The 21513-nt window shown below is 68.6% G+C and carries 22 protein-coding genes; 8 read left to right on the top strand and 14 right to left on the bottom strand.

Annotated elements, in window-relative coordinates:
* Positions 1-37 precede the first annotated feature (37 nt).
* From ABD116_RS35780 to ABD116_RS35735, 10 genes are all read right to left on the bottom strand, one after another.
* Positions 38-1117: an ABC transporter substrate-binding protein gene (locus ABD116_RS35780; RefSeq protein ID WP_343981057.1), complete on the bottom strand. Its 1080-nt coding sequence runs from the start codon at positions 1115-1117 to the stop codon at positions 38-40.
* Between the two features lie 103 nt (positions 1118-1220).
* Positions 1221-2411: an ROK family transcriptional regulator gene (locus ABD116_RS35775; RefSeq protein ID WP_343981054.1), complete on the bottom strand. Its 1191-nt coding sequence runs from the start codon at positions 2409-2411 to the stop codon at positions 1221-1223.
* A 538-nt stretch (positions 2412-2949) separates the two neighbouring features.
* Entirely contained in the window at positions 2950-3891 is a 942-nt protein-coding gene (locus ABD116_RS35770) for an adenosylcobinamide-GDP ribazoletransferase (protein WP_343981051.1), read from the bottom strand.
* A 126-nt stretch (positions 3892-4017) separates the two neighbouring features.
* The gene (locus ABD116_RS35765) at positions 4018-4815 is read right to left on the bottom strand and encodes a bifunctional adenosylcobinamide kinase/adenosylcobinamide-phosphate guanylyltransferase (protein WP_343981049.1); all 798 of its coding nucleotides are present in this window, start codon (positions 4813-4815) and stop codon (positions 4018-4020) included.
* The gene (locus tag ABD116_RS35760; protein WP_343981047.1) at positions 4808-5614 is read right to left on the bottom strand and encodes an ECF transporter S component; all 807 of its coding nucleotides are present in this window, start codon (positions 5612-5614) and stop codon (positions 4808-4810) included. Before ABD116_RS35760 ends, ABD116_RS35765 begins: the two co-directional genes overlap by 8 nt.
* Entirely contained in the window at positions 5611-7221 is a 1611-nt protein-coding gene (locus ABD116_RS35755) for an ABC transporter ATP-binding protein (protein ID WP_343981045.1), read from the bottom strand. The genes ABD116_RS35760 and ABD116_RS35755 overlap by 4 nt, the downstream gene beginning before the upstream one ends.
* Positions 7218-8315 carry a CbiQ family ECF transporter T component gene (locus ABD116_RS35750; protein ID WP_343981042.1) on the bottom strand — a complete coding sequence of 366 codons (1098 nt, stop codon included), beginning with the start codon at positions 8313-8315 and terminating at the stop codon, positions 7218-7220. The genes ABD116_RS35755 and ABD116_RS35750 overlap by 4 nt, the downstream gene beginning before the upstream one ends.
* Complete coding sequence (locus ABD116_RS35745) at positions 8316-9023, bottom strand: SCO2322 family protein (protein WP_343981038.1); 708 nt, start codon at positions 9021-9023, stop codon at positions 8316-8318.
* A 50-nt stretch (positions 9024-9073) separates the two neighbouring features.
* Entirely contained in the window at positions 9074-9283 is a 210-nt protein-coding gene (locus ABD116_RS35740; RefSeq protein WP_343981035.1) for a hypothetical protein, read from the bottom strand.
* Positions 9280-10293 carry an aldo/keto reductase family protein gene (locus tag ABD116_RS35735; RefSeq protein ID WP_343981032.1) on the bottom strand — a complete coding sequence of 338 codons (1014 nt, stop codon included), beginning with the start codon at positions 10291-10293 and terminating at the stop codon, positions 9280-9282. The genes ABD116_RS35740 and ABD116_RS35735 overlap by 4 nt, the downstream gene beginning before the upstream one ends.
* Before the next feature lie 103 nt (positions 10294-10396).
* Here ABD116_RS35735 and ABD116_RS35730 point away from each other — a divergent pair, with 103 nt between their 5' ends.
* On the top strand, positions 10397-10723 hold the full coding sequence (locus tag ABD116_RS35730) for a YciI family protein (protein WP_343981029.1): 327 nt from the start codon (positions 10397-10399) through the stop codon (positions 10721-10723).
* On the opposite strand, the gene ABD116_RS35725 is transcribed toward ABD116_RS35730, so the two are convergent.
* Entirely contained in the window at positions 10724-11680 is a 957-nt protein-coding gene (locus ABD116_RS35725) for a hypothetical protein (RefSeq protein ID WP_343981027.1), read from the bottom strand.
* Positions 11681-11747: 67 nt separating this feature from the next.
* A complete protein-coding gene (locus ABD116_RS35720) occupies positions 11748-12338 on the bottom strand; it encodes a DUF3043 domain-containing protein (RefSeq protein ID WP_343981024.1) in 591 nt (196 codons plus the stop codon).
* Positions 12339-12505: 167 nt separating this feature from the next.
* Here ABD116_RS35720 and ABD116_RS35715 point away from each other — a divergent pair, with 167 nt between their 5' ends.
* The 7 genes from ABD116_RS35715 to ABD116_RS35685 all read left to right on the top strand — a co-directional run bounded on the left by ABD116_RS35715 (position 12506) and on the right by ABD116_RS35685 (position 19475).
* Positions 12506-13315, top strand: a complete 810-nt coding sequence (locus tag ABD116_RS35715; protein ID WP_343981021.1) for a PspA/IM30 family protein — start codon at positions 12506-12508, stop codon at positions 13313-13315.
* Positions 13315-13590, top strand: a complete 276-nt coding sequence (gene pspAA, locus ABD116_RS35710; protein ID WP_343981018.1) for a PspA-associated protein PspAA — start codon at positions 13315-13317, stop codon at positions 13588-13590. The genes ABD116_RS35715 and pspAA overlap by 1 nt, the downstream gene beginning before the upstream one ends.
* A 284-nt stretch (positions 13591-13874) precedes the next feature.
* On the top strand, positions 13875-15458 hold the full coding sequence (locus ABD116_RS35705; RefSeq protein ID WP_343981016.1) for a sugar transferase: 1584 nt from the start codon (positions 13875-13877) through the stop codon (positions 15456-15458).
* The gene (locus ABD116_RS35700) at positions 15458-16420 is read left to right on the top strand and encodes a GDP-L-fucose synthase family protein (protein WP_343981013.1); all 963 of its coding nucleotides are present in this window, start codon (positions 15458-15460) and stop codon (positions 16418-16420) included. The genes ABD116_RS35705 and ABD116_RS35700 overlap by 1 nt, the downstream gene beginning before the upstream one ends.
* Complete coding sequence (gene gmd, locus ABD116_RS35695; protein WP_343981010.1) at positions 16417-17451, top strand: GDP-mannose 4,6-dehydratase; 1035 nt, start codon at positions 16417-16419, stop codon at positions 17449-17451. Before ABD116_RS35700 ends, gmd begins: the two co-directional genes overlap by 4 nt.
* 3 nt (positions 17452-17454) lie before the next feature.
* Positions 17455-18225, top strand: coding sequence for a WecB/TagA/CpsF family glycosyltransferase (locus ABD116_RS35690; RefSeq protein ID WP_343981007.1), 771 nt, complete (start codon positions 17455-17457; stop codon positions 18223-18225).
* Complete coding sequence (locus ABD116_RS35685; RefSeq protein WP_343981004.1) at positions 18222-19475, top strand: MATE family efflux transporter; 1254 nt, start codon at positions 18222-18224, stop codon at positions 19473-19475. Before ABD116_RS35690 ends, ABD116_RS35685 begins: the two co-directional genes overlap by 4 nt.
* Here ABD116_RS35685 and ABD116_RS35680 read toward each other — a convergent pair.
* Entirely contained in the window at positions 19472-20386 is a 915-nt protein-coding gene (locus ABD116_RS35680) for an NAD-dependent epimerase/dehydratase family protein (protein ID WP_343981001.1), read from the bottom strand. The two genes, ABD116_RS35685 and ABD116_RS35680, sit on opposite strands and share 4 nt — an antisense overlap.
* A gap of 3 nt (positions 20387-20389) precedes the next feature.
* The gene (locus ABD116_RS35675) at positions 20390-21328 is read right to left on the bottom strand and encodes a ScbA/BarX family gamma-butyrolactone biosynthesis protein (RefSeq protein WP_343980998.1); all 939 of its coding nucleotides are present in this window, start codon (positions 21326-21328) and stop codon (positions 20390-20392) included.
* Positions 21329-21513: the final 185 nt, after the last annotated feature.

The following is a 21513-nucleotide window of genomic DNA, read 5'->3' as shown; positions in this document are numbered from 1 at the left end:
GGCCCGGGGGCGGGCCGGCATCGGGTGCGGCCGGGAGTTACTTGAGGCCGGCGGCAGTGCAGGCCGCGGCGAACGACGCGGTGCAGATGTCGGAGACCTTGTAGATGCCGTCCTTCACCACAGTGTCGTTGATGTTGGCCTTGGTGACGGCGATCGGGTCGAGAATCGTGGCCGGAACACCCTTGAAGTCACCGGTCGACTCGGCCTTGCCACCGTTCGCGAGGGCGACAGCGGCCTTGGCGGCGGCGGTGGCCTGCGGCTTGACGGCCTTGTAGATGGTCATCAGCTGGTCGCCGGAGACGATCCGCTGGATCGCGGCGAGCTCGGAGTCCTGACCGGTGACCGGCGGCAGCGGCTTCACGCCACCACCCTTGAGGGCCGCGATAGCGCCACCAGCGGTACCGTCGTTTGCGGCGTACACGCCGACCAGGCCGGACTTGATCGCGCTCAGCTGGCCTTCCATCCACGACTGGGCCTTGTCCGGGCTCCAGTCCGGGGTGTCGAACTCAGCGGCGATCTTGAAGCCGGAGCTGTCGAGCACGCTGTGCGCGCCCTTCTTGAAGTCGGCCGCGTTCGGGTCGGTCGGCGAGCCGTTGATCTCGGCGATGTTGCCCGAGGTCTTGCCTGCCGCCTTGAGCGCGTCGACCAGGGTCTGGGCCTGCAGCTTGCCGACGGCCTCGTTCTCGAACGAGACGTAGTAGTTCGCGCCCTCGATGAACCGGTCGTAGGCGATCACCGGGACGTTCTGCGCCTTCGCGGAGGCGACGACGCCGGCGGCGGCCTTGCCGTCGACCGGGTCGAGCACGAGGACCTTGGCGCCCTGGGTCAGCGCGGCCTCGGCCTGGGTCTGCTGCTTCGCGGCGTCCTGGTCGGCGTTGCTGTAGATCAGCTCACAGCTCGCGCACTCGGCCTTGAGGGCCTCGGTGAACAGCGGGCGGTCGAGCGCCTCGTAGCGAGTCGTCTTCGACTCGGGCAGCAGCAGGGCGATCTTGCCGCCCTTGCTGTCACCGCCGCCCGCGGTGTCGGACTTGTCGTCCGACCCACAGGCCACCAGTGAGAGGGCAAGGGCCGATACGGCGATGCCGAGGCCGACAAGACGGGTTGGTGAGACGGACATAGAGCGACTCCTTGACGTGAGGGCCCGAGTAGGCCTGAGCAGAGTCAAGACCCAGAAGCAGCTTGACGTCAAGGCTTGAATTCAAGAAATAGACATATCGTTGTTACACGGTTGTCTCTAGCGCTCGGGCCGTCCGGGAGTGGCTCAGCACCGACGCCAACTGAATGGCACCGAGCACATCCGCATCGTCACCGAGCTCGGCCGGCCGGAGTTCGACGGTGGCGGCGGCGCTCGGGATGGCGCACCGGTCGAGGGCCTCCCGAAGGGGCAGCATGATCAGGTCGCCGGCCTCGGCCATCTTGCCGCCGACCACGATCACCTCGGGGTTGAACAGGTTCACCAGGCCCGCGATCGCGACTCCCACGCGGCGGCCCGCGTCCTCGATCACCCGTCGGCAGCCGAGATCACCGGCCAGGGCGCGGGTGACGATGTCGCGCAGCCGGAGCGCTCCGTGGGAGGCCTGCAGGCTGGCGAGCAGGGCGCGCGAGCCGACGAAGGTGTCGAGACAGCCGCGGTTGCCGCAGCGGCAGATCGGGCCGTTCTCGTCGATGGTGAGGTGGCCGATCTCGCCCGCAGTACCGGCTGAGCCACGGAAGACCTCGCCGCCGAGCACGATGCCGGCGCCTACGCCGTATGAGAACTTGATGTAGCAGCCGTGTTTCACGCCGCGCAACGCGCCTTCGCGGAGTTCACCGAGGGCGGCCAGGTTGGCGGTGTTGTCGAGCGCGACCGGGGCGCGCAGGTGGCCGGCCATCGCCTCGGCGACGTTGACGCCGCGCCAGCCGGGCAGGACGGCGTCGGAGCCCGCCTCGCCGCTGACCGAGTCGACCGGCGCGGGCAGGCCGAAGCCGATCGCGCCGATGTCCTCGACGCTGGCGTTGACCGTCTCGCAGAGGTCGGCGAGCAGGCGGGCGGCGCGCTCCATGCCGTCGTCGGCGACGTGGTCGGCCTGGAGTGGCATCAGTTGCTGGGCGAGGATCTCGCGGCTCTCGGAGGCGATCGCAACCCGGACGTCGCGCTCACCGAAGGCGACGCCGGCCAGCAGGGCGCCGCCGGACGCCAGGGAGACCAGTACTGCGCGGCGTCCGTTGCGGATGCTGCGGGACAGGCCGACCATGCCGGCGGCGTCGAGCTCCTTGACCATGTTCGACACGGTCGCGGCGGACAACCCGGAGGCCGCGGCGATCTCGACCTGGGTGAGCGGCCCGTGCTGCCGGACAACCCCCAGGACGCGCTCGCGGTTGGCTTCGCGCAGCGAAGCCTGCGAGCCAGGCGCTGGGCGGGTTGCGTTCATTACATAAAGATAACGGATCGCGGGCAGTTCGTTCCGAAACTGCCGTAATGGAATCTCCGGGTAACCGTCACGTGTCCTCACCGTTACGCGTAGTGCTGCCCGCCTCTAGGCCCGAAAGGACACTAATGCACCAAAGGCCCGTCCGCCGCCACCCTCCCCCACCAGCGGACCGCCATCACCCCTGACAAGCCGGCGGGACCTTGAACAGCATCCGGTGGCCGAGGACAACTCATGCACTGTCCGAGCTCACCGGCTCCTGTTCAAGCCCACCGGATGCTGTCCGAGGCCGCCGGGTCCTGTCCGAGCCCGCTGGATGCTGTCCGAGCCCGCCGGGTTCTGTCCGAGTCCACTGGATGCTGTCCGAGGCCGCCGGGTCCTGTTCAAGGCCGCTGGTTTGGGGAAGTGGGGAGCTTGAACACCAAGTGGTGGGTGGAGACAAGTCATGTCTTGTCCGAGCCCGCTGGTTGGTGTTCAAGGTCGCTGCTGGTGGTGGGCGAGGTCGCCGGATGGCGTTCGGTTGTGTGGCTGGGAGGGGGGATCAGCTGGTGAAGGCGAGGATGAGCAGTGTCACGGGCACCGCCAGCTCGACGGTCGCCCCGAGGGTGTCACCCGTGATCCCCCCGAGAGATTTCCCCGTACGCCGGGTAGCGGCGAAGCTCAGCAAGACGGCCGCCAGCACCGCGACGCCTGCTCCGATGATGGTGAGCTGGAGCGTGGAGAGGTTGAGCCACTGCGCTAGCCGGGTGTTGCCGGGGACGGTGCTGTGGGGCTGGTTGCTGAAGATGCGCAGGGTCTCCATGGCCCGGCTGCCGCTGAAGTCGACCAACGAGCCCTCGTCGGACAGGTCGCTGTAGGAGAACCAGCCGCGGACAGTGGAGCGGGAGGCTAGCCAGCCGAGGGTGGCGGCGCCGGCGAGGCTGACGAGGGTGAGGAGCGCGGCGGCGTACGGGCGGACTGTGCCGGCGACCATGGCGCCGAGGCCGTCGGGCCGGGCGGACGGGACCGAGGTGCGGCAGGACCAGGGGAGGGTCAGGCGGCTCGCGACGCCGGCGATCAGCAGTGATTGCCAGCCGAAGCCGTTCTGCACACATGCCTGCAGTGCGGCGACATCGATCAGCAGCACCGCAGCGATCGACACCACCCCGAACGGCCCGATGTCGCTCTGCTTCATGATCCGGAGCTTGGTCTCGCGATCCCGCCGGCTCCCGAACCCGTCAGCACTGTCCGCCAACCCATCCAGATGCAGCGCCCCCGACAGGACCATCAAGACGATGACCCCCAGCACCGCCGCCAGTAACGACGCATCAGGCTTCACCCGATCGACCGCATAAACCACCAGCCCAGCGATCCCACCCAGCACCAGCCCCACCACCGGAGCCCACACCATCGCCCGCCCAGCCACCCGCCGGTCGACCTTCCCCGGCGCCCCCACCGGCAAAACCGACAAGGTCCCGAACGCCAGCTTCAACCCATCAACCATCAAGCGGCCCTCCCAGCCGACCCACAAACCATCCGAGCGTGCTCCCAGCCGTGCCGAGCGTGCTGCCGACCTCTGACCGTGGACTCGGCCGGGCTCCGGCCATCTGGCCTGAGTTCCGGCCGCTGGTCAGAGGGCGACGGTACGGCCTGCTACGCACCACAGGACCGTCTCCGAGCGTCTGGCGAGGGTAGCGTTCACGCGGCCCATCAGGTCGCGGTAGAGGCGGGTGCCTGCGTCGGCCGGTACCACGCCGGAGCCGACTTCGTTGCTGACAGCAACCACCGGTCTGGTGGTCGCCGACCAGGCGTCGGCCAGTTGCTCGATCCGTTTCTCGACCTCGGCAACCCGGCTGGGGTCGGTCCAGACCTCGCACTCGTCCATCACCCGCGCGAGCCAGAGTGTGAAGCAGTCGATCAGCAACGGCGGCCCGGCTGACTCCAGCAACGGCACCAGCTCGATGGTCTCGACCAGCCCCCACGACGCGGGCCGCCGAGACCGGTGCAACGCAATCCGCTCAGCCCACTCCCGATCAGCAGACCCGTCGCCACCCGTGGCGACATAAACCGTGTCCGGCTGGTCGGCGAGCAAGCGCTCCGCCTCGGTCGACTTGCCCGACCGCGCCCCGCCAAGCACCAAGGTCCGCGACCCCCCGGCTCGAGCCGGGCGCACCTCCGTCGCGCCCGTCTGCACCGAGGCGCCTTGCGGCACGCCGGGCTGGTCCGAGTCCGAAGTCAGGTCCGCCTGCGGAGGTGGAGCTGTCCACGACAACTGCTCGCCGGTGGGCGTCAGTACGTCGTAGCGGAGGCCGGTGGGGGTTCTGGTCGTCGTCACCTCGTAGCCGGCTGCGGCGACGGCGCCGTTGGTGCCTAGGTGGAGTACGCCGTCTACGACCGCGCCGTCGGGGCCGGTGAGGAGTTCAGCCATTGGGGGTCCTCTCGAAGACGACGGGGACGTCGAAGGCGGCCTTGCGGGCGGTGCGGCGGAAGGCGTTGAGGATAGGGCGGCCTAGGACGAGGACCAGGACGGCACAGAGGATGCCGCGGGGGATGTCCCAGCCGAGGGAGGTGGCGACGACGAAGAGGCCGTAGCGGTGCAGGTTGTCGGCCAGGGAGTCGCCGGGGATGAAGGAGAAGTCGCTGCCGAAGGTGGCATACGGCCAGAACCAGAGGTTCATCACCAAGCCATAGAGAACTCCAGAGACCAGCGAGTACGCCGCCAGCAGCAGCAACTCCAGCCGCCCACCCACCCGCGGCAGCAACCCCGCCAGGCACCCCACCCACGCACAGGCGAACATCTGGAACGGCATCCACGGCCCGACCCCGCCACTGACCAGCGCCCCCGCCAGCAACGACACCGCCCCGAGTACGAACCCGAACCCAGCCCCGAACGCCCGCCCCGCCAAGATCAACAAGAAGAACCCAGGCTCAAGCCCCGCAGTCCCCGGCCCGAGCGCCCGCAACGCAGCCCCCACCGCCGCGAGCATGCCCAGCAGCGAGATCACCTTCGCGTCGATCCCGTCCTCGGACAGCTCGGCCAGTACGACCGCCACCAACAGAGGCAGCAACAGCACAAAGAGCCAAGGCGCATCAGTCGTATGCCCGATGGCCGACTCCCCGCCCTGCGACGTAGACCAGAGCAGCGGCCAACCAAACGCCAGAATCCCCACGACCGAAGCAAGCACCAGCGTCGCAGTACTGCGCGGCTTGAGCCGGACGAGTCTCACGACGCCTGTTCCAGCGCAGTGGCGACCTCGCCGACAGTCAGGAACGGGAGTGGCGCCAGAATCTTCGCCACCTGCGGAGCAAACGCCGGCGAGCCCGCGATCACCGTCGCGGTCTCGCCATCACTCACCAACTCGCCCTCCGCCAGCACCAGCACCCGCGTAGCGACCTCGGCGACCATCTCCACGTCATGCGTCGACAGCACCACCGCATGCCCAGCCAGTGCCAGCTCCCGCAGGATCTCCACCAGCCGGTGCTTGGCGCCGTAGTCCAATCCACGGGTGGGCTCATCCAGCAACAACAGCGGAGGAGCACCGCACAGTACGACCGCCAGCGCCAAGCAGAGCCGCTGTCCCTCGGACAGGTCCCGCGGATGCAACTGGTCATCGATACCCGGCGCAAGCCGATCCAGTACCGCCCGACAACTCCCGGCCGCCACCCGGAAGTCACTGTCGGCCCCGGCGCACTCGTCAGCCACAGTCGCCGCGTACAGAAGATCAGCCGGCTCCTGCGGCACCAGCCCAACAGCCTTCACCAACCGCGAAGGCTTGGTACGCCGCGGATCCGCCCCAGCCGCCGTAGCGCTCCCAGAGCGCGGCTGCACGAGTCCAACCAGCGCGTTGAGCAACGTCGACTTCCCCGCGCCGTTCCGCCCCATCAGCGCAACGACCTCGCCGGCCTTGATACTCAACGACACCCCACGCAGCGCCGGAGTGCCGCCGTAGGAGACCACAAGGTCCTTGCACGAAGCCAACTCACGTCCCTCGACAGCAACCGGCCTCAGCGGAGCCAGGTTGGTCAGCCGAGAGCGCAGCGCCACAGCAGCCCTACGCGCGTCCCGCACCGACAACGGCAGCGGCGACCAACCAGCAAGCCGGCCAAGCTCGACCACCGGCGGCGCGACCGGCGCAGTGATCATCTGGTCAGCCGGCAGCCCGCTAGACACCGCCCCAGAACCACCAGGCACCTCGATCACCCGGTCCGCGTACTGAATGACCCGTTCGAGCCGATGCTCCGCCATCACGACAGTGACGCCCAGGTCATGCACCAGCCGCTGCAGCGCGGCCAGCACCTCTTCAGCCGCCTGTGGGTCGAGCGCCGACGTCGGCTCGTCCAGGACAAGTACCGCCGGGTGAGAGGTGAGCGCAGCCCCGATAGCCGTCCGCTGCCGCTGCCCGCCAGACAACGAGGTCAACGCCCGGTCCCGTACGTCGGCCAGCCCCAGCAAATCAAGAGTCTCCTCGACCCGCCGCCGCATCACGTCCGGCGCGATCCCGAGCGATTCCATGCTGTAAGCCAGCTCGTCCTCGACCGTGTCGGTCACGAACCCCGCCATCGGGTCCTGCCCGACGATGCCGACCACGTCAGCCAGATCGCGTGGCCGGTACTCGCGAGTGTCCCGCCCGTTCACCAGCACCCGCCCGGCCAGCGTCCCGCCGGTGAAGTGGGGGACCAGCCCGTTGATGGTCCGCAACAGCGTCGACTTGCCCGAGCCGGTCCGCCCGATCACGAGCGCCAGCTCACCCTCCGGAATGGTGAAGCTCACGTCGCGGACCGCAGGCTCGGTGGCACCGTCGTAAGTGACCGTCACCCGGTCGAACTCGATCATGCCGGCACCAGCTCACGTCGTCGGACCAGCGGCGGAGCGGCCACCGCCGGAGCAAGACCGAACAGCAGGCCGATCACCGGCACCAAGGGCACCGGCGGAACGACCAACGGACCCGCCAGCACCAACCCAGGCACTCCGCGAGCAGACGCAACGATCATCACCGCAGCAGCCCCAGCACCCGACAAGCAAACCAGCCACTCGGGCAAAGCCCACGGATCCGGCCGGTACCGAGTACGAGTCACCCGCTGCCGCCCAACAGCCATCGCTCCGACAGCGAGCAGCAACCCGACAGCCAGCGCACCAGCGGCGAGAGGGAACGCCATCGCGTCAGTCAGCAGCGCATAGACGCCCAGGGCGATCCCGAGCAGCCCCAGGAGTACAGCGCCACCAGTGATCCGGCGCTGCCGCCGGGGGACGTGTGCGGTTCGCCCGTAGCCACGGGAGTCCATTGCGGCGGCCAACTCGACCGACCGGTCCAGCGCGCCTTCCAACACCGGCATGGCGGTAGTACGGAAGGAACCGCGGGTACGGCCGCGTAGGCGTCGAGCAGCCCGGATGCGGCGAGCATCGGTGACCAGTTGCGGCGCGAAGGTCAGTGCGACGACGCAGGCGACGCCCATCTCGTACAGGGCACCCGGTAGTGACTTGAGCAGTCTGCGTGGGCTGGCCAGCGCGTTGGCGGCGCCGATGCAGCACAGCATCACGGCGAGCTGGCCGCCGTCGTACAGGGCGGTCAGTACTGCCTCGGCGGTGACCTCGCCGCCGAGCTTCACGCCATTGGCCCAGTCAGGCAAGGGAATCTGCGGCAGGGTGAACAAGAGCGTGTTTCCCTGCGAGCGGGTCGACAGCAGCGCCTGCAGCACCACCCGGACGCCGATGACGACCAGGCCGAGCTTGAGGAACGCCACGTAGCTGTTGGCCCAGGGAGCATCACTGCGACGGGCAGCCACCACGAAGCCGGCTATCACCAGGATGAGGATCAGCAGGACGGGATTGCGGGTCCTGCTGGCGGCCACGGCCAGCCCCAGCGCCCATAGCCACCAGGCCCCCGGGTGCAGTGCTCTGGGGAGGTCGGGACGATTGACAGCGCGCACCTATTGCTTCAGGAACTTCGTGCGGCGGCGGCTGGTGAGATATCCGCCGACGGCGATGAGCAGAATCAGCACGCCACCGGCCCACCCGACCTTGTGGCCCTTTGCGGGCTGAGCGTCAGCCGAGGGCGACGGCGAGGCCGACGGAGCAGGGGCAGCCCCGACGGGGGCGCCGATCTCCAGCTTCACCGGCTCGTCCGTGGCGGGCACAGAGATGTTCTTGACCTGGTCGCCGCAGCCCGTCGCCGGGTAGCCGTCGATCCCGCAGGTAAGACCCTTCTCGATCCGGACCGGCTTCACCGCGGCCAGGATCTTGGCACCGGTCGCCTTGAGGTCGGTGACGACACAGGTGCCGGAGGCCGGGGGAGGAGTCGCGCCGGAGGCCGAGTCGGCCGGAGTACCGGAGTCGATCACCAGGGCGACCCGCTTCTTGCCGGTCTCGGCAGGAGTCGCTCCGCAGATGGCGTTGAAGTCCCCGGCGGCCCGTGGCGTCCGCGGCTTGGCGCCGCCCACGGCGAACCGCCACCCCTCCACAGAGCCATCCGCCGGTACTACCGCCTCGGAGCCCTTCTGGGCGAAGGCCCACTGTCCGCCCGTGTACTGGTAGTAACCCCAGAACCGGTACCCGTCCTCGGCGTGGGCTGTGGTGGTGACCGTGCCCGCGAGTAAGAGGCCGGTCAGCAGGGTGAGGACCAGTCGCTTAGCAATCATGGCCCGGAGCCTATCGCTCGGCTCCGGGCCACTCTGCTACCGCCAGTTACCTACTCCTGGGCCGCCAGGCTCATCGGGCCGTAGACCTCACGGCCGTCCTCGAGCAGGTAGACCTGCCCGACGCCCTTCTCGGCCAGCTCACGCCAGATCTCGCCCAGCCAGCTCTCGGCGTCGCCCTGGGCGGAGAACTCCGCGCCCGTCAGGTCGCCCGGGTCGGCGGTCTCACCGGCAGCGGTCTCGAACCGCCACGTCCAGCTCATCGGCCCGGCCTGGTCTGCGGGGAGTTCTGCGCGGTCTTGGCCGGATCCCGCTCGACGATGCCGCCCAGCGTCTCGTCGATCCGCTTCAGCAGCGCGTCGTCGAGCTTCACCCCGGCCGCCTTCACGTTCTCGGTGACCTGCTCGGGCCGTGAGGCGCCGGTGATCGCCGACGACACGTTCGGGTTCTGCAGCACCCAGGCGATCGCGAGCTGGGACAGCGACAGCCCCGCCTCGGCCGCGAGCGGCTGCAGCTCCTGCACCCGGGTCAGCACGTCGTCGTTCAGGTACCGGCTGATCATGTTCGAGCCGCCCTTGTCGTCGGTCGCCCGCGACCCGGCCGGCAGCTCGGCGCCCGGCTTGTACTTCCCGGTCAGCACGCCCTGCGCGATCGGCGAGAAGACCACCTGGCCGATCCCGAGCTCCTCCGAGGCCGGTACCACCTCGGCCTCGATCGTGCGCCAGAGCATGCTGTACTGCGGCTGGTTGGAGACCAGCGAGATGTGCAGCTCACGAGCCAGCCGGTGGCCCTCCTGCAACTGCTCCGCGGTCCACTCCGAGACCCCGATGTAGAGCGCCTTGCCCGACCGGACGACGTCGGCGAACGCCTCCATCGTCTCCTCGAGCGGGGTCTCCGTGTCGTACCGGTGGGCCTGGTAGACGTCGACGTAGTCGGTCTTCAGCCGCTTCAGCGACGCGTTGATCGACTCGTGGATGTGCTTGCGGGACAGCCCGGCGTCGTTCGGTCCGCCCGGCCCGGTCGGCCAGTACACCTTCGTGAGGATCTCCAGGGACTCGCGCCGCACCCCCTCCAGCGCCTCACCCAGGACCGACTCCGCCTTGGTGTTCGCGTAGACGTCCGCGGTGTCGAACGTGGTGATCCCGGCCTCCAGGGCCGCCGTCACACAGGCCTTCGCCTGCTCGTTCTCCACCTGCGACCCGTGCGTGAGCCAGTTCCCGTACGAGATCTCGCTGACCTTCAAACCGCTGTTTCCGAGATACCGAAAGTCCATGCCTCTGACCCTACTGCGAGAAACTCTTGGACGCGGTGTCGATCCGGCCCGGTCCACCTCGTGTAGGGGATGACCGGTACGACGAGAGCGAGAGGTGAGCGAGATGACGCAGTACCTGCTGGGAGTCATTCATGTGGACGGCGAGTCCGACGAGCACGAGCGTGGCGACGTCGGGAAGCTCAACGAGGAGATGGTGGCCAAGGGCATCTGGGTCTTCGGCGGCGGTCTGGACCCCCGGCCGACCGCGTCGGTGGTCCGCGCCCATCAGGGCGAGGTACTGATCACCGACGGGCCGTTCGTGGAGAGCAAGGAGTACATGGCGGGCTTCTGGGTGATCGAGGTGCCCGACGTGGCGACCGCGCAGGAGTGGGCGGCCCGGGCGAGCAAGGCCTGCGCCCGCCCGATCGAGGTCACCCCCTTCGACGCCTGATCACTCCCCGAACAGGATCGGGGCGTCACCGGGCCGGAGGGCGTGGCGGAAGTAGACGGGGTCGGTGAAGGTGTCCGGTACCTTGCCGAGCCCCTGGATCACGGTGGCGGTGCCGTTCGCGTGGCCGACGGCGTACAGGTAGCCGGACTGGGTGTCCTTGTCGATGCCGAGCAGCAGCGTGCCGTACTGGCCGCACTTCTCGGCGATCAGCGCCTCGAAGCCCTGCCAGGTCGAGCCGCGCACCAACTTGACGACCGGCTTCATCGGCGAGGTCCGAGGGATCCGGATCGTGTAGAGGGCACCGCCCCGGGTGTTGGCCAGGAAGGTTTCGTACGTCGGGGTCTGGCTGATCAGCGCCATCGTCTTCACCGCCGCGAACCCGGTCGCGGACTGCTTGTTGACCCAGAGCCTGGCGGGGTTGGTGTTGTCGTAGTAGTTCTCCCAGCGCGTCAGGGTCCCGTCGGCGCGCAGGGCGTAGTGGGTGGTGAGGTTCGGCGGATCGGGATAGTCCCAGTACCTGCTGGTCTCGAAGAAGGTCATCTCACCCCAGCCGCCGCCCACCCGGGAAAGCGTCTGTCTCGACCGGTCGACCTCGCCCTCCTCCGTGAGGACGTAGCCGGTGTTGTACATGGTCGGGCCCATCACCACGAAGCCCCAGAACACCCCGCCGGTACCGGTGACGTCCGGATCGTTCGCGATCATCGAACTCAGCCGGACCTGGCCGTCTGGGTAGATGTCGGTGAAGGTACGGCCCTCCCGCACCGTTGGTGGCGAGCCGGCCGTGATCCCCCTGGCCGTGTGATCGCCACCGGCGGTCACCGACCCGGGCGCCACAGCGCACGCGGCGGTGGCCGTTGCCTGCCCCGATGCCTGCGTACCCGAGGCCCGCGCGGCCCCGGGGGTGATCGTCAGCACCAGCAACGCGGCGACAGCCGCTGAAATCGGTCGACCGGACATGTCCAGCCCCTCAGGTCGGTACGAAGTAATGCTTCTGCTTACCTCGATGCCTTTCGGGGCTCGAAAGTTACGCGGGCTTCTCGCCGCGGGCCACCATCGGCTTGGGCAGCCGCCAGCGGCGCATCTGCATCGTCCGGCGGACGGCGTAGAAGCCGATGCCCTTGGCCGATTCGTCGGGGAACTTGGCCTTGACCGCGCGCTTCAGCCCGCCGGTGACGATGAACCAGTCGCCCGCGATCGCGACGATCATCAGCAGGAAGAGGATGTTGACCAGGCCCGGCAACCAGGGAAAGGCCCGAGAGAAAACGACCCCGACCAGGGAGATCACCAGGAGCACCGGGAGCGCGAACTCCATCACCGACCAGCGGGCGTCGACGTAGTCGCGGGCGAACCGGCGGACCGGGCCCTTGTCGGCGGCCGGCAGGTACCGGTCGTCGCCGGTCTTCATCGCGTCCTGCATCTTGGCGCGCTCGGTCCGTACCTTCTCCCGCCGGTACGCCGCCGCCTCCTTGCGGTTGCGCGGCTTCTTCAGCGCCGCCTTGCGGGACGCCTCGGCCTCGCGCCGGGTCGGGGTCGGACGCCCCTTGCCCCCGACCTTCGGCTGGGGGGCCGTGGCCTGCGTTTGGGACGATGTCTCAGACTTGGTACGACGGAACACGGGGACTGAACCTCATTCGGGAACTGGCGACGCCGGTCTCGGGGTGGTCCCCGGACCTTTGCACCACTTTATCCGGGCCGGTCCCGATGGTGTGGTGACCCGCAGGGACATAGGGTGGTTGACACGCACGCCGGGTCACCTCCGGCACAGAAGGGGTACGGATATCGATGAGCATCTTCAGGCGGGTCTCGACGATCTTCAAGGCCAAGGCCAACTCGGCCCTGGACAAGGCCGAGGATCCTCGCGAAACCCTTGACTACTCGTACCAGAAGCAGCTCGAGCTGCTGCAGAAGGTGCGCCGGGGTGTGGCCGATGTCGCCACCAGCCGCAAGCGGGTCGAGTTGCAGGCGTCGCAGCTGCAGTCGCAGTCGCAGAAGCTGCAGGACCAGGCCCAGAAGGCGCTCTCGATGGGCCGCGAGGACCTCGCCCGCGAGGCACTGACCCGCAAGTCCGGGCTGCAGGGCCAGATCGACGACCTGACCACCCAGCACGCCCAGCTCCAGGGTGAGGAGGAGAAGCTCACCCTCGCCTCGCAGCGGCTGCAGGCCAAGGTCGAGTCCTTCCGCACCAAGAAGGAGACGATCAAGGCCACCTACACGGCCGCCGAGGCGCAGACCCGGATCAACGAGGCCTTCTCCGGCATCTCCGAGGAGATGAGCGACGTCGGTCTGGCGGTCCAGCGGGCCGAGGACAAGACCCTGCAGATGCAGGCCCGGGCCGGCGCGATCGACGAGCTGCTCGCCTCCGGCGCGCTCGACGACGCCTCCGGCACCGCCAAGGACAGCATCACGCTCGAGCTCGAGCGGATGTCGACCGGTTCGGACGTCGAGTCCGAGCTGGCCGCGCTGAAGGCGCAGCTGGCTCCGGCCGAGGCGCCCAAGCAGATCGCTCAGGACGCGCCCGGCGCGGCCCAGCCCCAGCAGCCGGCTCAGCAGCCAGTGCAGCAGCCGGTCCGACCGCAGGATGGAGACGCGTGATGATCGTCCGGATCATGGGCGAAGGTCAGTACCAGCTGGCCGACGAGAAGCTCGACCAGCTCAACCTGGTCGACACCGACCTGGAGAAGGCCGTCTCGGCCGGAGACGAAGAGGGTTTCAAGGCCGCCTTCGAGGCGCTGCTGGCGTTCGTCCGGGCCGGTGACCGGGTGCCGGACACCGAGCTGCACGACTCCGACGCGATCCTGCCGCCAGGTGACAGCACGCTGGCCGAGATGCGCGAACTGATCAGCGGAGACGGCCTGATCGCAGGCTGACCACGCTGTTCCAGCACCCCTTGCGAACACCGCGGGACCGTCGTCACGGTCCCGCGGTGCTGCGTATGAGGAAGCCCCGAACTCCCGTGCGTAACGCTTCCCAACACTCCGTAGTTACTACTGTCGGACCCGCTTTGCGCGTAGTACCCTCGGTGAACTGCCGTCGACGGGACGGTGTACTTCACGGCGTAACGCAACTGGGTCCACTGGAGATTGTGACAGAGTGTGACTCAAATCGCGGCCGGTTCACCGGGGGGTGACTAAGGGTGACGGATCATGCCGTCATGGGGGAAGCCGCGTCTGAAACAGACGCGACCGTTACTACAGGCCTGTCGTCGACAGGCCTGCCATCAGCGACGTTGCAGACCGCGGTCGTGCCGTCCGAATACTTCGATCGGCGCCGCCCGGTCTGGGTGGTGCCGGACTCGGTGCCGGCGATCGTGCCGCGGTCGGCCCGGCTGACCGAGCCGCAATGGGTGGCGGTCTACCGCTGGGCAGCTCTCGGGGGAGACCTGCTCGCGGCCGTCATCGGTGTCTCGATCGCCCTGCTGACCAGGTTCGGCTATCAGGTCGGCGGCGCCTACCTCGTCTTCGGCAGTTTGCTGCCGCTTGCATGGGTCGCCGCGGTGGCGATGTCGAAGGGCTACGAGCCACGCTTCTTCGGCGCCGGGCCGGACGAGTTCCGCTCCATCCTGCGCTCGGGCGCCGGGCTGACCGCCGTCGTCGCGATCGTCTCCTACGCCACCAAGAGCGAGATCGCCCGCGGCTTCGTCGTACTGGCGATCCCGGCGACCGTCCTGCTGGCGCTACTGCTCAGGTACGGCCTGCGCCGTGACCTCAGCCGGCACCGGTACCGCGGCCGCTGCATGCGCCGGGTGCTGGTCGTCGGCCGCAACGGCCAGGCCTCCACCTTGAGTGAACACCTCGAGAAGCGTCCCTCGGACGGCTTCCGGGTGGTCGCCACCTGTCGCCCGCGTGGCGATGGCAGGCCGCACCGCGAGCACGACGCGCTGCTGCTCGGCCCCGACGAGCTGGACGAGGCGGACATCATGGCTGCCGTCGACCGGCATGCCGTGGACGTCGTGGCCGTCGCCTCGGACCCGGAGCTCGCCGGCCAGTCGCTGCGGCGGCTGTCCTGGGCGCTGGAGCAGAAGGGCGTCGAGCTGATCGTGTCGCCCGGCATCATCGAGGTCGCCGGTCCGCGGATCTCCGTCCGTCCGGTCGCCGGGCTCTCGCTCCTCCACCTGGAGCGCCCGTCGGTCAGCGGTGGACCGCACCTGCTGAAGGGCGTCTTCGACCGGATGCTCGCGCTGATCCTGGTGATCGTGCTGTCGCCGCTACTGCTCGGCCTCGCCGTCGCGGTCCGGCTGAGCAGCAAGGGGCCGGTGCTGTTCAGACAACGCCGGGTCGGCCGCTCGGGCGAAGAGTTCTCGATGCTGAAGTTCCGCAGCATGTTCGTCGACGCCGAGCAGCGGCTGGGTGACCTGCACGCGCTCAGCGACGGCAACGGGATGCTGTTCAAGATGCGCGACGACCCGCGCGTCACCAGCCTCGGCCGGATCCTGCGCCGGTTCTCGCTGGACGAGCTGCCGCAGCTGATCAACGTGCTGCGCGGCGAGATGTCGCTGGTCGGCCCACGCCCGCCGCTGCCGCAGGAGGTCGCCCTGTACGCCGCGGACGACACCCGCCGGATGCTGGTGAAGCCGGGGCTGACAGGTTTGTGGCAGGTCAGCGGCCGCAGCGACCTGTCCTGGGAAGAGTCGGTCGTGCTCGACCTGCGCTACGTCGACAACTGGTCGATGACGCTGGACCTGCTGATTCTGTGGAAAACGGCCCGCGCGGTGATCCGCGGGTCTGGTGCTTACTGATGGGGGACGTCGTGGAAGGCCGGCTCGACCGGAACGCAAAGGTGTACGTCGCGGGACACCGTGGCCTGGTCGGTTCGGCCATCTGGCGCAAGCTGGAGGCCGAAGGCTTCACCGACCTGATCGGCGCGACCTCCCAGGAGCTGGACCTTCGCGACCGCGACGCCACCTTCGCCTACTTCGCCGAGCACCGTCCGTCGGTGGTGATCGACGCGGCCGCCAAGGTCGGCGGGATCCTGGCCAACCGGGACCACCCGACCGAGTTCCTCAGCGACAACCTGCGCATCCAGGTCAACCTGATGGACGCGGCGCTCGGCGTACAGGTGCCGCGGTTGCTGTTCCTCGGCTCGTCCTGCATCTACCCGAAGTTCGCCGAGCAGCCGATCAAGGAGTCGAGCCTGCTCACCGGTGAGCTCGAGCCGACCAACGACGCGTACGCGATCGCCAAGATCGCCGGCATCATGCAGGTCCAGGCGGTCCGCCGCCAGCACGGCCTGCGCTGGATCTCGGCGATGCCGACCAACCTGTACGGGCCGAACGACAACTTCGACCTGACCAGCTCGCATGTGATGCCGGCCCTGATCCGCCGGTTCCACGACGCCAGGCAGAGCAATGCCGAAGAGGTCGTGCTGTGGGGGACGGGAACCCCGCGGCGCGAGTTCCTGCACGTCGACGACCTGGCCGACGCGAGCCTGCACCTGCTGGAGCACTACGACGAGCCCGGCCCGATCAACGTCGGCGTCGGCACCGACGTGACGATCCGCGAGCTGGCCGGCATCATCGCGAAGGCGGTCGGCTACGAAGGTGCCATCGGCACCGATCCGTCGAAACCGGACGGCACACCGCGCAAGCTGCTCGACGTGAGCAAGCTGAGCGCTCTGGGCTGGAAGCCCGGTATCGACCTCGAGGAGGGCGTGGCCAGTGTCTACGCCTGGTACCTCGCCAACGGGAGGAACGACGCATGACCACCACTGGGGGCCACACGCCGGAGCACGCGGCAGCCGGGGGCGCTGCGAAGAAGGCGCTGATCACTGGGATCACCGGGCAGGACGGGTCGTACCTGGCCGAGCTGCTGCTCAGCAAGGGCTATGAGGTGCACGGCCTGATCCGTAGGGCCAGCACGTTCAACACGCACCGGATCGACCACCTGTACACGGATCCGCACGAGCAGGACAAGCGCCTGTTCCTGCACTACGGCGACCTGACCGACGGATCCCGGCTGGTGACGCTGCTGGCGTCGATCCAGCCCGACGAGGTGTACCACCTGGCCGCTCAGAGCCACGTCCGGGTCAGCTTCGACGAACCGGAGTACACCGGCGACACCACCGGGATGGGCACCACCCGGCTGCTCGAGGCGATCCGGATGATCGGGCTGAACTGCCGCTTCTACCAGGCGAGCAGCTCGGAGATGTTCGGCGCGACGCCGCCGCCGCAGAACGAGGAGACCCCGTTCTACCCGCGCTCGCCGTACGGCGCCGCGAAGCTGTACGGGTACTGGATGACCCGCAACTACCGCGAGGCGTACGACATGTTCGCGGTCAACGGGATCCTGTTCAACCACGAGAGCCCGCGCCGCGGCGAGACGTTCGTAACCCGCAAGATCACCCGGGCGGTCGCCCGGATCAAGCTCGGCCAGGAGAAGCGCCTGTACCTGGGCAACCTGGACGCCTGCCGCGACTGGGGTTACGCCCCGGAGTACGTCGAGGGCATGTGGCGGATGCTGCAGCACGACCAGCCGGGCGACTACGTGGTCGCCACCGGGACGTCGTACTCGGTCCGCGACTTCGTCCAGCTGGCCTTCGAGCACGCCGGGATGGACTGGAACGACTTCGTCGACTACGACCAGCGCTACGAGCGGCCGACCGAGGTCGACTCGCTGATCGGCGACGCGTCGAAGGCGCAGGCCGAGCTGGGCTGGAAGGCCCAGGTGCACGTGCCCGAGCTCGTCCGCATCATGGTGGACGCCGATCTCGCCGCCCTGACCAGCGAGGACTGACCGATGACCGCTGAGACGACACAGGACCGCGTCGACGTACTGGGTATCCATGTCAGCGTCACCGACATGGAGCACACCGTCGGCACCTTCGCGCGCTGGATCGACGACGGCGAACGGCACCTGGTCTGCGTCTCGGACATGAACGCGCTGCTGCAGGCTCGTGCGGACGCGAAGCTCACTCAGGTCTACAACACCTCCGGGATGACGCTGCCCGACGGCATGCCGCTGGTCTGGGCCGGCAAGAAGGCCGGCTTCGACCGGATGGACCGGGTCTGCGGGCCGGACCTGATCGAGCGGGTGATGGCCGAGGCCGAGCACCGTGGTTGGTCGCAGTACTTCTACGGCGGTGCCGACGGCGTCCCCGAGAAGCTGCGGGACACCTTCACCGCAAGGCATCCGGGGCTGAAGGTGGCCGGCGCGTATTCACCGCCGTACCGGCCGTTGACTGCTGAAGAGGACGACGAGATCGTCGCCCGGCTGAACGAGGCGAACCCGGACATCATCTGGGTCGGGCTCGGCGCGCCGAAGCAGGAGCGCTGGATGGCCGACCACCGCGACCGGCTGGACGCGGCGATCCTGATCGGCGTCGGGGCGGCCTTCGACTTCCACACCGGCCGGGTCGATCGCGCGCCGCGGTGGATGCAGCGGTCCGGGCTCGAGTGGAGCTACCGGATCTACAAGGAGCCGCGCCGGCTCTGGCGCCGGTACGTGCTGGGCATCCCGAAGTTCGGGGTGGGCATCCTGCGGAAGCCGCCGAGGCCCGTCTCATCTTGAAATTGTCGAAGCTGGCCGGTCCTGCCGGCCGGGCGGGCTGGGGGCTCGGCGACCAAGCGCTGTCCAGCCTGAGCAATCTGGCGGTCGGGGTGCTGGTCGCACGCAGTGGGACGGTGTCCGACTTCGGCGTCTACGCGCTCGCCTTCGGCGGGTACACGATCGCCCTCAACGTCTCCCGGGCGGTGGCCACCGAGCCGTTGTCCGTCCGGTACTCCGGGGATCGCAACCCGGCGTGGCAGCGTGCTGTGCGGGCGGCGACCGCGACGGCCCTGTTCGCCGGCCTGATGGGCATGATCGTCGGGCTCGCGATCGCGCTGTTCCCCGGCGTGCCGTCGAAGGGCGTGCTGCTGGCGTTTGCACTGACCCTGCCGGGCCTGCTGCTGCAGGACGCGTGGCGCTGGGCCTTCTTCGTCGTGGGGGAGGGGCAGAAGGCCTTCCTCAACGACTTGATCTGGCTGCTCGCGATGGGCGCGATCTTCGGCGGTCTCTACCTGACCAACGCCGACACGGCCTTCTCGCTGACCTTGGGCTGGGGCCTGGGCGCGGTGATCGCTGCGATAGCCGGGCGCTTCCAGGCTGGGGTGAGCCCGCGTCGGCAGTTGATCAAGGAGTGGCTGCTCACCCATCGCGATCTCACGCCCAAGTACGTCGGGGAGATGCTCGCCGTGAGCGGCACGATCCAGGTGTACATGCTGGGGATCACAGTGGCCGCCGGACTGGTCGCCACGGCCGGTATCCGTGGTGCGCAGGTACTGCTCGGCCCGGTGAACGTGCTGAACCAGGGGATCCGCATGATCGCGGTACCCGAGGCCGCTCGTGCTCTGAAGCACTCGTACCGGCGCTTGTGGCTGGTAGGCCTGGCGATCTCACTAGGAGTCGGGGCAGGGGCCCTGGCCTGGGGTGCGGTCTTCTTGCTGCTGCCTGAAACCGTGGGGGAGCACCTGCTCGGCCCTGGCGTATGGACTCAAGCCCGGACGGTACTAGTGCCGGTGATCCTCTTGCAGGCACTAGGAGCGTCTAATGCCGGCGCCTTCGCCATCCTGCGTGCACTGACCGCCGCTACCCGTGGCCTGCGGGTCAGGCTGATCTCGTCGATCATCCTGATCACCATCGGTGTCGGGGGAGCCTTCCTGGAAGGACCCAAGGGCGCCGCTTGGGGACTTGCGGTCGCGTCCTTCTGCACGCTCCTGCTGTGGTGGAACGAAGCCCACCGCGCCATCGCCGCGCACCGCGCCGCAAACCCGCGCTAGCCCTGGCGATACCCGTCGAGGCGGTCGGGGAACCGGGTAGTGAAGCCGGGGCCGGGATCGCATGCTGTGTCGCGCCAAAGGCTGGCGCTCTCGAACCAGTGATCGCTGGCGATCATGTCGAGCGCGTGCGTCGAGCCACCGACAGCGCTCAGCCGGGCCGCCGCCTCGTCGTACGTGAGACTCGCCGGGCCGCCAGAAGTCCTTGGCAGCAAGCAGGAAACGGCCTGCATGAGCTCGGCGACCGGCACGGGTAGCGGGTGGTTCCCGTGGTAGATCGCTGAGCTGAGCGTCGGGGCGAGAGCCAGGCCGGCGAGCCCCTGGGCGAGGTCCTCCACATCAACCATCGACACCCGAGCCGGCCATCCGTCGACGTCTGCCCGCAGGGCGCCGAGCAGTTTCGCCAGCCCGGGGATGACCCACCGGTCGCCGTCGCCGTACACGAGATAGGGCCGTACGACGACCCCGCCCGCAGCCAGCACCTCTTGCTCGGCGGCGAGCCTGGTCCGGCTGGCAATCGACAAAGGCGCCGGGATCAGCTCGTCCGGTGAGGCGTTGCGGTAGACGCCACGGCCGTAGACGCTGGCGGTGCTCAGGTAGATCACCCGGCTGACCTTGGCCTTCGCGGCGACGCTGAGCAGGCTGCGGGTGCCGTCGACGTTCACCGCGTTGCTCGCCGCCGTCGTGCCGCCGATCATCGAGGCGCAGTGGATCAGGACGTCAGCGCCATCGCACAATCCGGTCAGCGATCCCGGGACGGCGAGATCGACCGGTTGCACGACACTGCCCGGCGGCGCGGCAGCCATCGGCTTGCGATGGGTGGCCAGGCGAAGGCTGACGTTCGGCCGGGTAAGGGCCCGGACGACCTGCCGGCCGACGAAGCCGGTGGCACCGGTGATGGTGACCGTCGTCATCGATCAGCGGACCGGCTCGACGGTCACGGTCGAGGTGAACACCGCCTCGCCTTCCTGGGTAGCGGTCACCGTGACCGGCGTCCGGCCGTCGCTGCCGGTCTGGCCACGCGCGGTGGTGATCACACACGGCTGGTCCAGCTCGGCGTAGCGCAAGAACTTGATGTCGAGCGCGACCGGTAGCACCGACTCCGGGAAGGACGCAGCGAGTGCGGCCTGGCGAGCGGCCTCGAGCAGGAGCATGCCCGGTACGTGGTCGAGGGGATGGTCGAACAGCGCCGGATGGGACAGGTCAACCCGTAGTAGCCGGGCACCGCCGTCAAAGGGAGTCAGTACTACGTCCCGTACGTCCGTCCGGCCGACGGCGACCGGGCACTCCGGGGTGAGCTCAGGGAGCGGGCCGAGCTCGCGGTCGACCCGGAGCCGGCGGTAGACCGATGGCGAAGTACAGGTGTATTTGGCCTGGCCAGAGCCGGCCAGGACGCCGTCGCGGAAGAACCTCACCTCGTAGCGCATCCCGCTGAGACGGTTGCCGCGGCGGACGATGTCGTGACAGGTGACCTGCAGGTCGAGATCGGTCGGCGTGCTGGACACCCGCAGGGCTTCGGGCGTCGTCTCGAAGGACAACTCCGACACCATGAACTGGTGGCCGAGCGGTACGCCGAACTCGGCATGCGCCAGCAGCAGCCCGGCCTGCCGGACGGTCTCGGCGCCGAGCATCGGATCCTGGCACCGATGGCCGGCGATCGGCGTGTAGAAGGAGTGGCAGCGCGGCCACTGAGCGGTGACGCTGAACGTTTCCGGAGCCTCGGCCCGCCAGGAGGTGAGCAGCACCTCGGCGATGGCCGCGCGGTGGACGTACTGGCTCGGAACGGTGCTGGTGAGTATCGGGATCGAAGCCGTCAGCGGGCTCCGATCCGCGGCGATGACGATCTGTGTGGACATGCTCGCAGGACCCCTCCATCGAGCGGAGGCTCGAGGCCCCCACTCCCCTCGGTACCGGCCAGGCGGGGCCGGTGCCTAGCAAGATACATACCGAACGGTCTGCTCTCCACCCAGGGTCTCGTTGTCTCAAACCTGTACCTGACTAAGTACCGGAGCGCTCGTTGTCCGGCTCCGGCGCCGCGTGT

The sequence above is a fragment of the Kribbella koreensis genome (genome assembly GCF_039525325.1).
GTDB classification, from domain to species: Bacteria; Actinomycetota; Actinomycetes; order Propionibacteriales; family Kribbellaceae; genus Kribbella; species Kribbella koreensis.
The sequence above is the reverse complement of the archived record's forward strand: the minus strand, read 5'-3'. Positions and strand labels throughout refer to the sequence as shown.

Excerpts from the sequence above, each read along its gene's own strand:
- gmd (WP_343981010.1), top strand. The coding sequence starts at position 16,417 with ATGACCACCACTGGGGGCCACACGCCGGAGCACGCGGCAGCCGGGGGC.
- ABD116_RS35770 (WP_343981051.1), bottom strand. The coding sequence starts at position 3,891 with ATGGTTGATGGGTTGAAGCTGGCGTTCGGGACCTTGTCGGTTTTGCCG.
- ABD116_RS35775 (WP_343981054.1), bottom strand. The coding sequence starts at position 2,411 with ATGAACGCAACCCGCCCAGCGCCTGGCTCGCAGGCTTCGCTGCGCGAA.
- ABD116_RS35690 (WP_343981007.1), top strand. The coding sequence starts at position 17,455 with ATGACCGCTGAGACGACACAGGACCGCGTCGACGTACTGGGTATCCAT.
- ABD116_RS35705 (WP_343981016.1), top strand. The coding sequence starts at position 13,875 with ATGGGGGAAGCCGCGTCTGAAACAGACGCGACCGTTACTACAGGCCTG.
- ABD116_RS35680 (WP_343981001.1), bottom strand. The coding sequence starts at position 20,386 with ATGACGACGGTCACCATCACCGGTGCCACCGGCTTCGTCGGCCGGCAG.
- ABD116_RS35700 (WP_343981013.1), top strand. The coding sequence starts at position 15,458 with ATGGGGGACGTCGTGGAAGGCCGGCTCGACCGGAACGCAAAGGTGTAC.
- ABD116_RS35755 (WP_343981045.1), bottom strand. The coding sequence starts at position 7,221 with ATGATCGAGTTCGACCGGGTGACGGTCACTTACGACGGTGCCACCGAG.
- ABD116_RS35730 (WP_343981029.1), top strand. The coding sequence starts at position 10,397 with ATGACGCAGTACCTGCTGGGAGTCATTCATGTGGACGGCGAGTCCGAC.
- ABD116_RS35745 (WP_343981038.1), bottom strand. The coding sequence starts at position 9,023 with ATGATTGCTAAGCGACTGGTCCTCACCCTGCTGACCGGCCTCTTACTC.
- ABD116_RS35780 (WP_343981057.1), bottom strand. The coding sequence starts at position 1,117 with ATGTCCGTCTCACCAACCCGTCTTGTCGGCCTCGGCATCGCCGTATCG.
- pspAA (WP_343981018.1), top strand. The coding sequence starts at position 13,315 with ATGATCGTCCGGATCATGGGCGAAGGTCAGTACCAGCTGGCCGACGAG.
- ABD116_RS35740 (WP_343981035.1), bottom strand. The coding sequence starts at position 9,283 with ATGAGCTGGACGTGGCGGTTCGAGACCGCTGCCGGTGAGACCGCCGAC.
- ABD116_RS35735 (WP_343981032.1), bottom strand. The coding sequence starts at position 10,293 with ATGGACTTTCGGTATCTCGGAAACAGCGGTTTGAAGGTCAGCGAGATC.
- ABD116_RS35765 (WP_343981049.1), bottom strand. The coding sequence starts at position 4,815 with ATGGCTGAACTCCTCACCGGCCCCGACGGCGCGGTCGTAGACGGCGTA.
- ABD116_RS35725 (WP_343981027.1), bottom strand. The coding sequence starts at position 11,680 with ATGTCCGGTCGACCGATTTCAGCGGCTGTCGCCGCGTTGCTGGTGCTG.
- ABD116_RS35675 (WP_343980998.1), bottom strand. The coding sequence starts at position 21,328 with ATGTCCACACAGATCGTCATCGCCGCGGATCGGAGCCCGCTGACGGCT.
- ABD116_RS35715 (WP_343981021.1), top strand. The coding sequence starts at position 12,506 with ATGAGCATCTTCAGGCGGGTCTCGACGATCTTCAAGGCCAAGGCCAAC.